Origin of the sequence: Dolichospermum sp. UHCC 0259, from assembly GCF_009711935.1 — a bacterium.
GTDB lineage: Bacteria > Cyanobacteriota > Cyanobacteriia > Cyanobacteriales > Nostocaceae > Dolichospermum.
Genome location: NZ_VIKX01000118.1, coordinates 40,621 through 54,472, shown reverse-complemented (window position 1 = coordinate 54,472; position 13,852 = coordinate 40,621). Strand labels below are relative to the sequence as shown.

General features: G+C 35.9%; 15 protein-coding genes and 1 pseudogene. 11 read left to right on the top strand and 5 right to left on the bottom strand.

What is annotated here, in order from left to right:
* Positions 1-430 (bottom strand): annotated as a pseudogene (locus tag FJR05_RS09490) (photosystem II D2 protein (photosystem q(a) protein)); the annotation flags it as partial.
* Between the two features lie 475 nt (positions 431-905).
* On the opposite strand from FJR05_RS09490, the gene FJR05_RS09485 reads away from it, so the two are divergent.
* The 7 genes from FJR05_RS09485 to FJR05_RS09455 all read left to right on the top strand — a co-directional run bounded on the left by FJR05_RS09485 (position 906) and on the right by FJR05_RS09455 (position 7,066).
* Positions 906-1,475 carry a photosystem I assembly protein Ycf4 gene (locus tag FJR05_RS09485; RefSeq protein WP_168643868.1) on the top strand — a complete coding sequence of 190 codons (570 nt, stop codon included), beginning with the start codon at positions 906-908 and terminating at the stop codon, positions 1,473-1,475.
* Between the two features lie 158 nt (positions 1,476-1,633).
* Positions 1,634-2,416 (top strand): peptidylprolyl isomerase, encoded by a 783-nt coding sequence (locus FJR05_RS09480; RefSeq protein WP_168643872.1) that lies wholly within the window; start codon positions 1,634-1,636, stop codon positions 2,414-2,416.
* Positions 2,417-2,629: 213 nt separating this feature from the next.
* On the top strand, positions 2,630-3,781 hold the full coding sequence (locus tag FJR05_RS09475) for a beta-ketoacyl-ACP synthase (protein WP_168643867.1): 1,152 nt from the start codon (positions 2,630-2,632) through the stop codon (positions 3,779-3,781).
* Between the two features lie 58 nt (positions 3,782-3,839).
* A complete protein-coding gene (locus FJR05_RS09470) occupies positions 3,840-4,199 on the top strand; it encodes a type II toxin-antitoxin system RelE/ParE family toxin (RefSeq protein ID WP_168643866.1) in 360 nt (119 codons plus the stop codon).
* Complete coding sequence (locus FJR05_RS09465) at positions 4,196-4,528, top strand: XRE family transcriptional regulator (RefSeq protein WP_168643865.1); 333 nt, start codon at positions 4,196-4,198, stop codon at positions 4,526-4,528. Before FJR05_RS09470 ends, FJR05_RS09465 begins: the two co-directional genes overlap by 4 nt.
* A gap of 110 nt (positions 4,529-4,638) precedes the next feature.
* Positions 4,639-6,171 (top strand): restriction endonuclease PLD domain-containing protein, encoded by a 1,533-nt coding sequence (locus tag FJR05_RS09460; protein WP_168643864.1) that lies wholly within the window; start codon positions 4,639-4,641, stop codon positions 6,169-6,171.
* Positions 6,172-6,238: 67 nt separating this feature from the next.
* Positions 6,239-7,066 (top strand): class I SAM-dependent methyltransferase, encoded by an 828-nt coding sequence (locus FJR05_RS09455; RefSeq protein WP_168643863.1) that lies wholly within the window; start codon positions 6,239-6,241, stop codon positions 7,064-7,066.
* Between the two features lie 51 nt (positions 7,067-7,117).
* On the opposite strand, the gene gcvH is transcribed toward FJR05_RS09455, so the two are convergent.
* Positions 7,118-7,510, bottom strand: a complete 393-nt coding sequence (gene gcvH, locus FJR05_RS09450; RefSeq protein WP_168643862.1) for a glycine cleavage system protein GcvH — start codon at positions 7,508-7,510, stop codon at positions 7,118-7,120.
* An 80-nt stretch (positions 7,511-7,590) separates the two neighbouring features.
* A complete protein-coding gene (gcvT, locus tag FJR05_RS09445) occupies positions 7,591-8,727 on the bottom strand; it encodes a glycine cleavage system aminomethyltransferase GcvT (protein ID WP_168643861.1) in 1,137 nt (378 codons plus the stop codon).
* Between the two features lie 154 nt (positions 8,728-8,881).
* Between gcvT and FJR05_RS09440 the strand changes: the two genes are divergently transcribed.
* The 4 genes from FJR05_RS09440 to phnE all read left to right on the top strand — a co-directional run bounded on the left by FJR05_RS09440 (position 8,882) and on the right by phnE (position 12,384).
* Positions 8,882-9,379, top strand: a complete 498-nt coding sequence (locus tag FJR05_RS09440; protein WP_168643860.1) for a pentapeptide repeat-containing protein — start codon at positions 8,882-8,884, stop codon at positions 9,377-9,379.
* A 331-nt stretch (positions 9,380-9,710) separates the two neighbouring features.
* Complete coding sequence (locus FJR05_RS09435; RefSeq protein ID WP_168643859.1) at positions 9,711-10,682, top strand: phosphate/phosphite/phosphonate ABC transporter substrate-binding protein; 972 nt, start codon at positions 9,711-9,713, stop codon at positions 10,680-10,682.
* A 98-nt stretch (positions 10,683-10,780) separates the two neighbouring features.
* Positions 10,781-11,545, top strand: a complete 765-nt coding sequence (locus tag FJR05_RS09430; RefSeq protein WP_168643858.1) for a phosphonate ABC transporter ATP-binding protein — start codon at positions 10,781-10,783, stop codon at positions 11,543-11,545.
* Between the two features lie 44 nt (positions 11,546-11,589).
* Positions 11,590-12,384 (top strand): phosphonate ABC transporter, permease protein PhnE, encoded by a 795-nt coding sequence (phnE, locus tag FJR05_RS09425; protein WP_168643857.1) that lies wholly within the window; start codon positions 11,590-11,592, stop codon positions 12,382-12,384.
* 90 nt (positions 12,385-12,474) lie between these two features.
* On the opposite strand, the gene FJR05_RS09420 is transcribed toward phnE, so the two are convergent.
* Together FJR05_RS09420 and FJR05_RS09415 are read right to left on the bottom strand one after the other, a co-directional pair.
* Complete coding sequence (locus tag FJR05_RS09420) at positions 12,475-13,284, bottom strand: alpha/beta fold hydrolase (RefSeq protein ID WP_168643856.1); 810 nt, start codon at positions 13,282-13,284, stop codon at positions 12,475-12,477.
* Positions 13,285-13,352: 68 nt separating this feature from the next.
* Positions 13,353-13,847, bottom strand: coding sequence for an NUDIX hydrolase (locus FJR05_RS09415; protein WP_168643855.1), 495 nt, complete (start codon positions 13,845-13,847; stop codon positions 13,353-13,355).
* Positions 13,848-13,852 lie beyond the last annotated feature (5 nt).

Sequence of the window (13,852 nt, the reverse complement as noted above, 5' to 3'; positions counted from 1 at the left end):
CAAGGGCGTTATAAGGACGAAGACCGACGAGACGGGCGACTTCAAATTGGCGTAACATGAAGCCAATCAAACCGAATGCGCCATGTAGGGCTACGAAAGGCCACAAACCACCGAGTTGAATCCAACGGGTGAAGTCACCTTGAGCTTCGGGTCCCCACAGGAACAACAGGGAATGTCCCATGCTGTTGGCTGGTGTGGATACTGCTACTGTTAAAAAGTTAGCTCCTTCTAAGTAAGAAGATGCTAGTCCGTGGGTGTACCAGGATGTGACGAAGGTTGTACCGGTTAGCCAACCGCCCAATGCGAGGAAGGCACAGGGGAATAGTAATATTCCTGACCAACCTACGAATACAAAGCGATCGCGCTTTAGCCAGTCGTCTAATACGTCAAACCACCCTCTACTGGGGGCGCGTCCAACTGCGATGGTCATTTACTAAAATCCTCGTTTTTACTAAAATTTCAACGTTTTTTAAGCAGTGTTTCAGCAAGTTTACTGATTTATATCATCTGCCGTGAGGAACTAAACGTTTTTTTTACAATTCTAGCAGCCTTACAGACGCTAAGATTGTGAGAACTGACTGCTTGACAAATCGATCATTTCTCATAAATTATGACATGATCGGCTACCGTTAACCAGCAATCTAGGTTTTGGTAACGTAATGATTCTTAACTTATCACATTAGTCAGAATTTGGGCTGGATATAGAACAGGAAGTTAAATATTTTCTATCAATATCAGAATTTTAACAATTTGACACAGATTTTCTCATAAATCTTCGTAGGGGCGCAGGCCCTGCGCCCTAAGTTCTTGCAAGTTGAGGATAAAATTCATTGTCATCTCTTTGATAACTTGCAATCCAGACTGCTTCAGTGGCAGACTTGAGAAAGATAGTCCAAGGTAGATTAATGACCGTATCAACAACAATTAATAAAAGCGAGAACCTCCTCTCTCAAAAGGTTCTTGGTTCACGTCGGTTTAGTAACTACTGGTGGGCAAGTATTGTAACTATGGGAGCCAGTGGTTTTTTCTTAGCTAGTATTTCTAGTTATCTCAAAGTTAATTTACTCATAGTTACCGATGCCACACAACTCATATTTGTCCCTCAAGGATTGGTGATGGGACTCTATGGTACTGCTGGCTTGCTATTAGCTACATATCTGTGGCTGGTAGTTCTATGGGATTTAGGCGGTGGTTATAATGAGTTCAATCGGGAAACGGGGGCATTAAAAATCTTTCGTTGGGGGTTTCCCGGAAAAAATCGTCAAATCCAAATTGACGGTAGGATTGCGGATGTACAATCTGTCAAGATTGTGATTAAGGAAGGTCTGAATCCTCAACGCGCTTTGTATCTTCGGGTTAAAGGTAGACGGGATATTCCTCTTACACGAGTAGGTCAACCGTTATCTTTGGCAGATTTGGAAACCCAAGGTGCGGAATTAGCTCGTTTTTTAGGAGTATCTTTAGAAGGACTCTAGGAATTTTGGATTTTGGATTGGTGAACAACAAGAATAAGATCCCCGACTTCTCTAAGAAATCGGGGATCTGAGGTCAGGTTATTTTCACAATTTAAAATCCAAACTTCACGAATTGGCAAGAACAAATTAAGATATTTTGATTAATGCAGTCACTAACAATGCGGTTAAAATTTTCACAATTTTTTGTAGTTCTATTGATGATTGGTGCTTTAACTTTGGGAGGATGTACGAGTAATCCAACATCGTCTAGCGCATCCCCAACAGCAACAGCTACCTCAGACACTACTACTAGCGCAAAAACAGTATCAGAAACTATTAGCGAGACTGTTCCTGGAATCAAGGGTTTGCCACGTCTTCAAGGTAAGGCTACGGTGGTGATGACGGTGAAGCGTGGAGAAGTTGTTAACCCCACACCAATTGAGATGGAAATAGATGGGACAAATGCGCCAATTACTGCGGGTAATTTTGTGGATTTGGTACAAAAAGGTGTTTATAACGGTTTAGCATTCCATCGTGTTGTGCGCGAACCCCAGCCTTTTGTGGTGCAAGGTGGAGATCCACAAGGTAAAGACCCGAAATTTCCCGAAAGTAGATTGGGAACTGGTGGTTATATTGATTCTAAAACGGGGAATGAGCGACGGATACCGTTAGAAATTAAACCAAAAGGCGCAAATGATCCTGTTTACAGTAAAACTATTACTGAGAAGCCTGTATTACAACACAAGCAAGGGGCGATCGCTATGGCTCGATCACAATCCCCGGATTCTGCTTCTTCTCAATTTTACTTTGCTTTAGCAGATTTATCGTTCTTGGATGGTAACTATGCTGTGTTTGGTAATGTTACCAAAGGTTTTGAGGTAGTTAACAAAATCCAGCAAGGCGATCGCATTGAGTCTGCTAAAGTCACTAAAGGTGCGGAAAATCTGAAAATTTCTCGGTAGTTAGTTGTCAGTGGTCAGTTGTCAGTTTTCAGTTGTTCGTTGTCAGTGGTCAGTTGTTGATTTGTGATTTTATAAGTATTCTGATTCGTGACTCCTTCTTTCTTCATCCTGACTCCTGACTCCTTCTTTCTTCATCCTGACTCCTGACTCCTGACTCCTGACTCCTGACTCCTGACTCCTGACTCCTGACTCCTTCTTATATAAAATCTAAAATTGGTTAAAGTTGTTGTTACTGGAATTGGTCTAGTTTCTGCTTTAGGTAAAAGCTTAGAGGCTAATTGGCAAAATCTATTATTAGGAAAAACGGGAATTAAATTACATCAAATATTTCCAGAATTGGGAATCATTCCCCTGGGATTAATTGGTGAAAAACCTTCTTTATTAAATACACTCACGGAAATAGTTGTTAATTCAGCCCTACAAGATGCCCAATTAGAAACACCGTTACTTGATTGTGCTGTAGTCATCGGTTCTAGTCGGAGTTATCAAGCATCTTGGGAGATAATGGCGCGACAGATATATCAGAAAGAGGCAGAATTAAACTTAGACAATTGGTTAAATACTCTACCACAAATGAATGCGATCGCTGTAGCCCGGAAAATAGGCTCAACAGCAGCGGTTTTAGCACCAATGGCGGCTTGTGCAACAGGAATTTGGGCGATCGCTCAAGCTACAATGTTAATCAAAACTGGGCAATACCAACGAGTAATTACAGGGGCAATAGAAGCACCTATAACCCCCCTGACAATAGCCGGATTTAGGCAAATGGGGGCTTTAGCCAAAACAGGCGCTTATCCCTTTGATTTACAGCGAGAAGGCTTGGTAATAGGTGAAGGTGGCGCTGTCTTCATTCTCGAATCTGCGGAATTAGCAACCCAACGACAAGCCAAAATTTATGGAGAAATATTAGGTTTTGGAATGACAGCAGACGCATATCATGGAAACTCACCAGAACCAGCAGGTAAAAGTGCCATCATCGCCATTAAGCAATGTTTAGAACGTAGTCACATTTCACCCACAGACATAGATTATATTCACACTCATGGTACAGCTACCCAGTTAAATGACCGAATAGAAAGTAAAATTATTCAACACTTATTTTCACCAAAATTAGCGATTAGTTCCACCAAAGGTAGTACAGGTCATACATTAGGAGCATCTGGAGCTTTAGGTGTAGCCTTTTCACTCATGGCATTGCAACAGCAAATTTTACCCCCCTGTGTAGGACTTCAGCAACCAGAATTTAATTTAAATTTCATCACCTCAGCACAAGAAAGCACAATTCAGCAAGTGCTGTGTTTCAGCTTTGGCTTTGGTGGACAAAATGCTGTCATAGCTTTAGGAACAAGTAAAAATTTTTATTAGTTGTGAAAATTGATAAATTAGAGCTATAATTTATTACATCAACGTAATATAATAGAAAGTGAGTTGGGAAATAGAATATACTAATGAGTTTGAACATTGGTGGCAAACTCTTAGAGAGGAACAACAAGATGATATTGTCAGCATTGTTCAACTACTAGAAGAAAAAGGAACTCAATTACCCTTTCCTTATTCATCCGATGTTAAAGGTTCAAAAAATTCCCACTTAAGAGAGTTACGTATTCAAAGCGGTGGTAAACCACTCAGAATATTTTATGCTTTTGATCCGCGACGAGTGGCAATTTTACTGATTGGTGGAGATAAAACAGGAGATAACCGATTTTATGAAAAATATATTCCCATAGCAGATAGTCTTTATGATGAATATCTTGAAGAAATTAGTCGTGAGGGTTTAATATGACAGGACATAAAAAGTTTAGCAATCTTACTAAAGATTTCTCCGCAGAAAGAAAAACCAGAATAGCGAATCAAACAGCTACATTAAAAGAAGAAATGGCATTAGCTGAATTACGTCAAGCTTTAAAAATATCTCAAGCTCAATTAGCTGAAAAATTGCAAATTAAACAACCTGCTATTTCTAGATTAGAAAATCGTACTGATATGTATGTTAGTCATCTAAGACAAGTTATTGAAGCTATGGGAGGAGAGTTAAAAATAACGGCAATTTTCCCTGATGTGGAAGTAACAATTACTAATTTTGAAGATTTAGCAATGGATGTTGATAAGTAAGGTAATTCTTGATTAAGGAATTTACTACAAGAATTTTCGTAAGATAGTAACAGATTAATGAAGTTGTTGTTTTCGTAAAACCTCGAATAATTATTCAAAAATTTGAATCTGTGAAACTACCAGGAGTATCAATGATTTCCACACACAACTTTTTTTTTCAAAAAGACAAACAACAATTATTAGTTGATTTTTTATTGCATGGTAATGTAATAGATGAAAAATACCATTTGATTTTAGTAAGCTGTTATTTTAATTTAGAATCTACCAATACAATCATTCAAGTATTACAAAAAAAAATAAGCTTATGTAAAATATCAATATATATAGATAGAGGAGAAGCTATATGTATAGGACTTGACAAGATCAATGATTGGATTAAAAATAAGCATTCCAATAATATTGAGATATCTTTTAAAGTTAATAACTCTTCTAGCTTATTTCATGCAAAGGCATATTGTTTATTTTCGGATACTTCTAAAAAAGGAAGTTTGGTTGTAGGATCAGCTAATTTAACAGGAAGGGGCTTAACTGACAATAACGGAAATATAGAAATATTATATAATACTCAAGATGAAAGTGATATAGAAAACTTTTGTAATGATTTAAAAATCTTAGAAAACGACTTTATAGATGTTTCAAAAATAAATAAATTTGTAGCTGATGATGATTACTATTTCAAATATGCTCTAATTCAATTGGGGTGTTTTGTTGAAACAAATGATATAACTATTAATGCTGTACTACAGCATACATATAACTTCAATAAAAAAGGAAAGGAAGAATCCAGAACTGATAAGTATAAGCAAAAAGGCTTTTTAGAAGGAAATGGAGCTAGTAAAAATTATTTTCAAGGCATTAACGAAGATATAGAGACAATTTTTATAAAATATAATAACACTTATAATATCGACTGGGGAAAATACAGTATTAGAACAAAATTTGGTCATTGGATTCCTAAAAAAATACTAGGATATTTAGATGAAATTCCCAAGGAAAAGCAAAAAATAAAAGAATGTCAAAATAGCATATCTTCTGATCTTAAAAGTTGTTTTACAAAATCCAAGGAAGATATGGTGGAAGAGTGGAGAGAGTTATTAATGGATGACCGTTGGGTTGATCATCAGAATATTACTTCCTTAGAAGAAAAAAATTATAATAATATTATAGATATTTTAACTCAAGAAACTGAAAAATTTTTAAAAGATAAAATGGAATATTTTGTTTCTGAGTCTTGTCTAGAAAAGCTATTATTAAGATATGAAACCTTCAATATTTCTTTTGATTTTGCTAATCAAGATGAGATAAACACATTCTTTGAAAATTTAAAAGATAATTGTGTGAAAAGTATTAATAGTGATAAAGTAGATAAAAAAATAGATGCAATAAAGGAAGATATTAAAAATATTAATGATGAAAAGCCAGGGGATAAAGTTCTTGAGATATTTAACAAATATAACCTTGATATTAATACAAATATATTAAATTATTGCTTATATTTATCAATAAAATGCCAAAATCTTATTTTTTTAAATTGGCTCGATACAGATAGATTTATTAAAATTCAAGAAGAACTTGATAAAAAAAATAAAGCTAAAAAAGATAGAGAAAAAGCTACAAGAAAAACTGATACACGGTCAAAATAATATTATTATAATGATTGAAGTTACTTCCACAGCAAATAAAATAGGAAATCTTCTTCAAGGATAACTTATGAAAGAACTGGAACTACTTAAAAACTTATATTCTCAAGACTTAGAAACTAGAAAAAACTGGTATTCTCATGTTGCAGAAGCTTATAATAAATTCAGACCTCGCTATCCACAAGAAATTATTAATGGTGCTGTAGAAGTAGCTCAACTTTCCCACAAAGCTAATATTCTAGAATTAGGTTGTGGACCAGGAAATGCAACTTTAGCATTTGCTCAATTAGGTTTTTCGATGATCTGTCTAGAACCAAGTTTAGCAGCTTGTGACTTAGCCAGAAAAAACTGTGAAATGTATCCACAGGTAGAAATTCACCAGACTACATTTGAAGAATGGGAACTAGAAACAGAAAAATTTGATGCTGTTTTAGCAGCAACTTCTTACCATTGGATTAATCCTGAATTTGGTAATCTCAAGATTAATCAAGCTTTAAAAAATGATGGTTCTTTAATTTTGCTGTGGAATATGACACCACAACCAGAATATGAAGTATATCAAAGTTTTCGAGAAATTTATCAAAAGTATGCTCCATCTTTGGATAGATATGAAGATACGCAAACTCAAAAACAGATAGTGCAGTCTTTAGGACAAAAAGCCATTGACTCAGATAAATTCAAAAATCTAGTTTCCGAACAAGTTGTCTGTAAAGTTAATTATTATATAGATGATTTCTTATTACTGTTAAGCACATATACACCATACCTAAACCTAGATAGAGAAACTAGAAATTGTTTATTTACAGAATTACGAGAAAAGATCGCCAATAACTATGGAGGAAATATACAAATCACCTATATCTCAGCCTTTCAAGTTGCCAAAAAAGCTGAGATATAGTTTAGTGGATATCCTTTTTTTTCATTTGCGGGAACGTATAAATGAAATTATTTACACACCCAATACCTGATCACTATATTCATCTGCTGTCAATGTATCCTCATTAACTTCATCAGGGTCATTAATGCGAACTTTTAAGAACCAACCCTCACCATAAGGGTCTTCAGCTACTTGTTCTGGATCATTTATTAAAGCTTCATTGCGTTCTACAACTGTACCAGTAACAGGTGAATTCAAATCTTCAACAGCCTTCACAGATTCAATAGAACCAAATGTATCTCCCTTAGTAATAACATCACCAATATCTGGCAATTCCAAAAACACAATATCACCTAATTGGTCTATGGCAAATGCAGTAATACCAATAGTGGCAATTTCTCCATCTAAACGAACATATTCATGGGAATCTAAGTAGCGAAAATCCTGGGGATATTCTAAAGACATATCACTTTCTCTTCCACGTTAAAAAATAGTGTTACAAGAGTAACCTAAAAGACATTATTCCTCAAAACTCTCAAAGATTATCAGTTAGTAACACGATTCTTTGAGCGATAAAATGGGCGTTTCACAACTACCGCAGGGTAAGCTTTACCGCGAATTTCCACATCTAGCTGCTGCTTAAGTCTTGCTAATTGGGTGGGAACGTAAGCTAAGGCTATGGGATAACCAAGTGTGAGTGAGAGAGTACCACTTGTTACTTCTCCTACGACTTTTTCCGATGATAATACTGGGTAGCCGTGACGAGGAATATTACGTCCTTGTGTTTGCAAACCGACGAGTTTACGGGACATTCCTTGGGCTTTTTGCTGGACTAAAACTTCTCTGCCAATAAAATCACCTTTAGTATCCAAATGTACTAACCAACCTAAGCCAGCTTCTAGAGGTGTGGTGGTATCGTCAATATCTTGCCCGTAAAGTGCCATTGCCGCTTCTAAGCGAAGGGTATCTCTACAACCAAGTCCGCAGGGAATAACACCAGCATTATATAAACTTTGCCACAAGTCTATACCAACGGAGGAATCTACCATCACTTCAAAACCATCTTCGCCAGTGTAACCTGTGCGGGCAAGAAAGGCAGGTTTTCCAAAAATGGTCGTTTCTAAATGCCCAAAAGCCTTAATAGGTGATAAGTCTGTTGTGACTAGGGATTGCAGATGATCAGTAGCTGTGGGTCCTTGAACGGCAATTAAGATTTTATCCCGTGATAGGTCTTGAAATTGGACTACATCAAGATCAAGATGTGCCAATAGCCATTTTTTATCTTTGTCGGTAGTTGAGGCATTGACGATGATAACTAAATTCTGCGTACCACTGCTATCTGTATTTTGGTAATAAATAATGATGTCGTCAATGATTCCGCCTTGGGGGTTGAGCAATACGGTATATTGCGCTTGTCCAGGTTGTAACCGACTTAAATCGGAAGGAACTAAATACTCCAGTTGGGAAATCAGGTTTTTACCTTGAAGGGTAAATTTGCCCATGTGAGAAATATCGAACATTCCAGCGGTATTTCTGACAGCATGGTGTTCTTGGGTAATACTACTATATTGTATGGGCATTTCCCACCCCCCAAAGCTGGTAAATCTGGCTTTGAGTTCTATACCCATTTGATATAGAGGGGTTCGTGTTAGAGATTGGGTAATATTTTCTTGATTAGCCACAGGTAGTTATTTATATTTAAGTTTACGTGCGATCGCATCTCAACATTTATCTATCCTACGAGATCGTTGTTAATTTAGCAGAAAATCACTTCTGCCTCCTTCCTGCGGTTTAATGATTAATGGTGGAATTGTTGAGATTTATTAAGCAAAAATTATGAAGTATCGCTCAATTTTGGCTAGTGTGATTTTAGCTTTAGTATTGTTTGTGTTTCCCTTATCAGCGCAAGCAGCAAGCTCTTCTAGTGTTACTAATTCTCTTATAAACAAGGGAGTCGGGGGGAAAGACTTTTCTGGACAGAGTTTAATTGGGATTGAGTTTACCAGTGTGAAATTAGAAAATACTAATTTTAGCGACGCTGATTTACGTGGTGCTGTATTTAACGGTGTTTTATTGGATGCTGTAAATTTTCATGGTGTGGATTTTAGTCAAGGAATTGCTTATTTATCAAGATTCAAAGATGCCGATTTAAGTGATGCAGTTTTTACAGATGCGATGATGTTGCGTTCTACTTTTGATGAAGTTAATGTTACTGGTGCTGATTTTACCAATGCAATTCTAGATATGGTACAGGTAAAAAAAATCTGTGCTAAGGCTAGTGGTGTCAATTCTAAAACAGGTGTAGATACTCGTCAATCTTTAGGATGTAGGTAAAAACTCCTGTGGTTATCCCCTTCAGATTAATGAAGGGGCTTTTCATTCTTTTCTATTAAAAATCATGGTTTATATTTAGTGAATTTTGTCAATACTTAATTTTATTTGTATGCCTCAATGAGTATTTGCAAGCACAAACTTTTTTATACAAAATGAAAAACTAAATCAACATTAGTACAAAAACCTGATAGTACAAGCTCTATCTAGGGATAAATTGAGCAATTTTTTTTTGCTTATTGACTTTTATTCTTAAAAGGTCTAAAGTTTTTGATAAAATTAGTTGCAAGTAATTTGCAAAAATATTGAAAATAATTCTTAGTGGAGTAAAAAAATGGTAGTGAGTAAAAAAAGCTTTTGGGCGGTTAGTAGCGGATTCTTAGCCTTGACAGGAATGGTGTTAAGCGGTTTGGATTCTCACCAAATAGCCATAGCTAACCCTTTGAAAAATCAACCAGCACCACGCCTAATTGCTCAGAGAATCAATCCTTTAACTATAGTTTTTTCTAGTCGCTCTGATTCTACAGACTTGCAAAATAAAGCTAATAATGTAGCTGCTTTTTTATCCAAAGAGATAGGCATACCCGTTAAAGCGCAAATAGGTGATGAGACAGCCGCAGTAGAAGCTTTAAGAGCAAATCGGGCTGATGTAGCATTTTTAAGTAGCCGTCCGGCTCTAAAGGCAGAACAATTAGCAAATTCTCGGTTATATTTGGCTGAAGTTCGCAAAAATTACTCCGGTAGATATACTTATAATTCTATTTTTGTTGTTCCTAATAACAGCCAATTAAAAAGTAAAAATTCTCCAAAAGCAACTTTAGAACAACTCAGAGGCAAAACTATGGCTTTTACTTCTCCGACATCTGGTTCTGGGTTTATTTTTCCAGTGAGTGAGTTAGTAAAACAAGGTTTTGTGCCTAACCGCGATCGCTTGGAAAGCTTCTTTGGTAAAATTAGTTATGGGGGAAATTATAGTAAAGCTTTAGATGCTGTGGTTAGAGGTCAAGCTGATGTAGCTGTAGTCTCAGAATACGCTCTTTTCCCTCCCTATTTGGCGGCTGAAAATAGAGATAAAGTTAGAATATTACATAAAATTTCTGGTGTTCCTGCTCATGGTATTGCGATTGATGATGATGTCCCAGTTGTTACAAGAGAAAAGCTAATTAATGCTTTGTTGAAGTTAAATAAATCAGAAAATAATCAATTACTGAGCAGTTTATATAATTCTACAGAATTGGTTAGGATTGATCATAATCGTCATCTTCGACCAGTGCGGGAAGCCCTAAAAAATGTGGGGATGGAATAATAATTTAAACGTCAGCATTCAGAATTAGGAATATTGACAACAAAATTCTTAATTCTGACAAATTATGATTTCTTGATGAAATTTCCACCAAAATAGCTATGACTCTTAACTCTGAAGTAATTACAAATTATCATTTATCTAAAAGTAACGTGAATTTTATTGAATGTTGTCATTTGCAAACAGATTATATTGCTTCTTTAGAACGGCCGATTTTAAATAATATTAATTGCCAAATTAATCAAGGTGAATTTGTAGTATTGCTAGGATTGAATGGGGCAGGTAAATCAACATTATTAAAATCACTTGTGGGGTTAGTTCCCTTGATTAAAGGGGAAATTAAAATTAATGGTGTGTCCGTAAGTGATCAAAACTTACCGCAAATCCGTCGAGATGTGGGAATGCTATTTCAGGGAGGGGGCTTAATTCGCCAATTATCAGCAATTGATAATGTTTTATGTGGCAGATTGGGGGTAAGAAAGACGGGGCAAACTTTATTCGGATTTCCGCAGCGCGATCGCACATTAGCCTTAGAATTATTAACACAACTAGGTTTGAAAGAACAGGCATATCAAAAAACTAGTAGATTAAGTGGTGGACAACAACAAAAAGTAGCGATCGCTAGAGCATTAATGCAGTCTCCACAAATACTTTTAGCCGATGAACCTACCACAGGTTTAGATGTGGTAGCCTCACAACAAGTCATGGCAACTTTATCAGAATTGCATCAACAAGGATTAACTATAGTTACTATTTTACATGACTTAGCACTAGCTACAGAATACGGTCAAAGAGCGATAATTTTAGATAGTGGAAAAGTAGTTTACGATGGCAAATGTGAAAATTTACAACAGCAATTTTCATAACCTATTAAGTAAAATAATTAAAATTATATGGAGTAAGTTAAAAAATGAAAAAATTTTCTAGTTTACAAATTTTTCATCGTTATCCTTGGTTTATACCTTCACTTGTCTTCCTATTAATGATAGGAATTTATATTTGGTCGTTACAAGGATTAAAAGTTGATCTTCAATTATTAAAAGATAGCTGGCCTTTTATCACAGATTTTATTGCTCGGTTATTTCCTCCCAATTTACAAGTTTTAGACATTGCGATTAAAGGATTAATTGAAACCGTGCAGATGTCTGTCTGGGGAACATCCATAGGTGCAGTTTTATCCTTACCAATTGCCATAGCCAGTTCTAATAATATCGCCCCTTTATGGTTAAGATGGATAGCCAACTTACTACAAAATGCTGTGCGTTCCGTACCTTCAATTATCTTAGGTTTAATCTTTGTAGCTGCTACAGGTTTGGGTGCACCCGCTGGAACATTAGCATTATCAATATATACTATTGGCTATCTTGCTAAATTTTATCAACAAGCTATAGAATCAGTAGATTATCATTCCTTAGAGTCTTTACAGGTAATTGGTGCATCAAAAATACAAATTGCTCAATATGGGATATTACCACAAATATTACCATTAGGATTAGGTTATACCCTGTGGATGTTTGAATATAATATTCGTGCTGCTTCGGTTTTAGGAGTAGTTGGTGCTGGGGGAATAGGATTTCAATTAAAAAGCTATATAGATGGTTTTGAATATACCAAAGCCACAACCATGATGTTAGTGCTATTAGTAGTAGTCACAGTGATTGATTGGTTTAGTAGTAAATTACGCCGATATTTAGAGTCAATTTAGTATTTATCTGCGTTCAATTATTCTAAAAATCTTACTAATTCTTCCTTCTTGCTCCTGACTCCTGACTGGGCGCGGGCCCCGCGCCCCTACCTACTTATTAATAAAATCCCAAATAGCTTCAGCGACAACACCAGTACAAGTTTCTGGTAAATTACTTTCTCCGTGAGCAATATTATGTAACTGAACTTCGGGAATTAATCGAGCATAAGTATTACTTTTGGATATAGCAGTTTGTGTATCTTGACTACCTTGTAAAATCAAACAGGGAACATTAATTTTCGGTAAGCGGGTTTCTAATAATTCTGCTTCTATTTCTGGTCGCTTACGATTAAAAAGTAATTGACAAGCTGTTGAGGATTGTAACAATGTTTTTCTTGATTCTAAATTTCTAGCAATTTTTTCTTCCCAACCAATCAATTTAATAAAAGGCATAATTAAGCGTAATAATTTAATAATCAAGGGTGAAAAATAAAATAACCGCCGTTTTTTTTGCCATTCCTTTTTTTGCCCTTCCGCTGCAACACCCTCTGGTGATAATAATATTAAGCCAGATATTTGTTCTGGATATTTTAAAGCATAACTAGCCGCAATCCAACCTCCTAGAGAATTACCAGCTAAATAGACCTTTTCTAATTTTAAAGCTTTTAAAAAATCAGCTAAACATTCGATTTGTAAATTGATGGAATGGTGAATTTTAGGATTTGCTGATTCACCAAAACCTAACAAATCCGGTGAGAAGCAATGGATTTTTTCAGCTAATAATTCCATCGTGGATACCCATTCGCTACCATCATTCCATGCACCATGTAGAAAAACTACGGGTATTCCTGTACCAACTTCACGCCAAAATAATACCCCTTGACTAAGTTTTATGCGGGAGTTACGAAATAAAATATTCATTTTAATTTACTAATTTATTTGTCTAAGTTGTGCAATTTACAAACCCAAAATTTTGAATTTTCTACTTTTTAGGCAAGTGTTGTTAAACCATTTAAGTAGTCTTGTAACTGACGGAAATGATCATGGGACATATCTGGTTTTGGCAAAGAACTAGGAGGAAAAGCTTGAATTTCCATAACTTCTAAGGTATCTTTAATTGCCATTTCTCCTTGGACTTCAACTTCAACAGTAATGCAGATAGAATGAATCCGAGGATCACGATCTGGGGACGAGTAAACTCCCACTAAACGGCGAATTTTAACTACTTCCAAACCTGTTTCCTCTATCAATTCCCGACGGACTGCATGAGGAACATCTTCTCCCCAATCCACCATACCACCAGGTAATGACCAACGACCATCATCCTTTCTTCTAATCAGGACAATTTGACCGTCAGGTAAAACGGGGATAATACTTGTGCCAGTAATGGGGTGGCGAAATATAATACCCAGTACCGTTTGTCCAAAGTGCCATAAGCTCCGTGTGGACTGAATTATTGATGTAAAATTAGCAAAAATGTTCAAGTTTA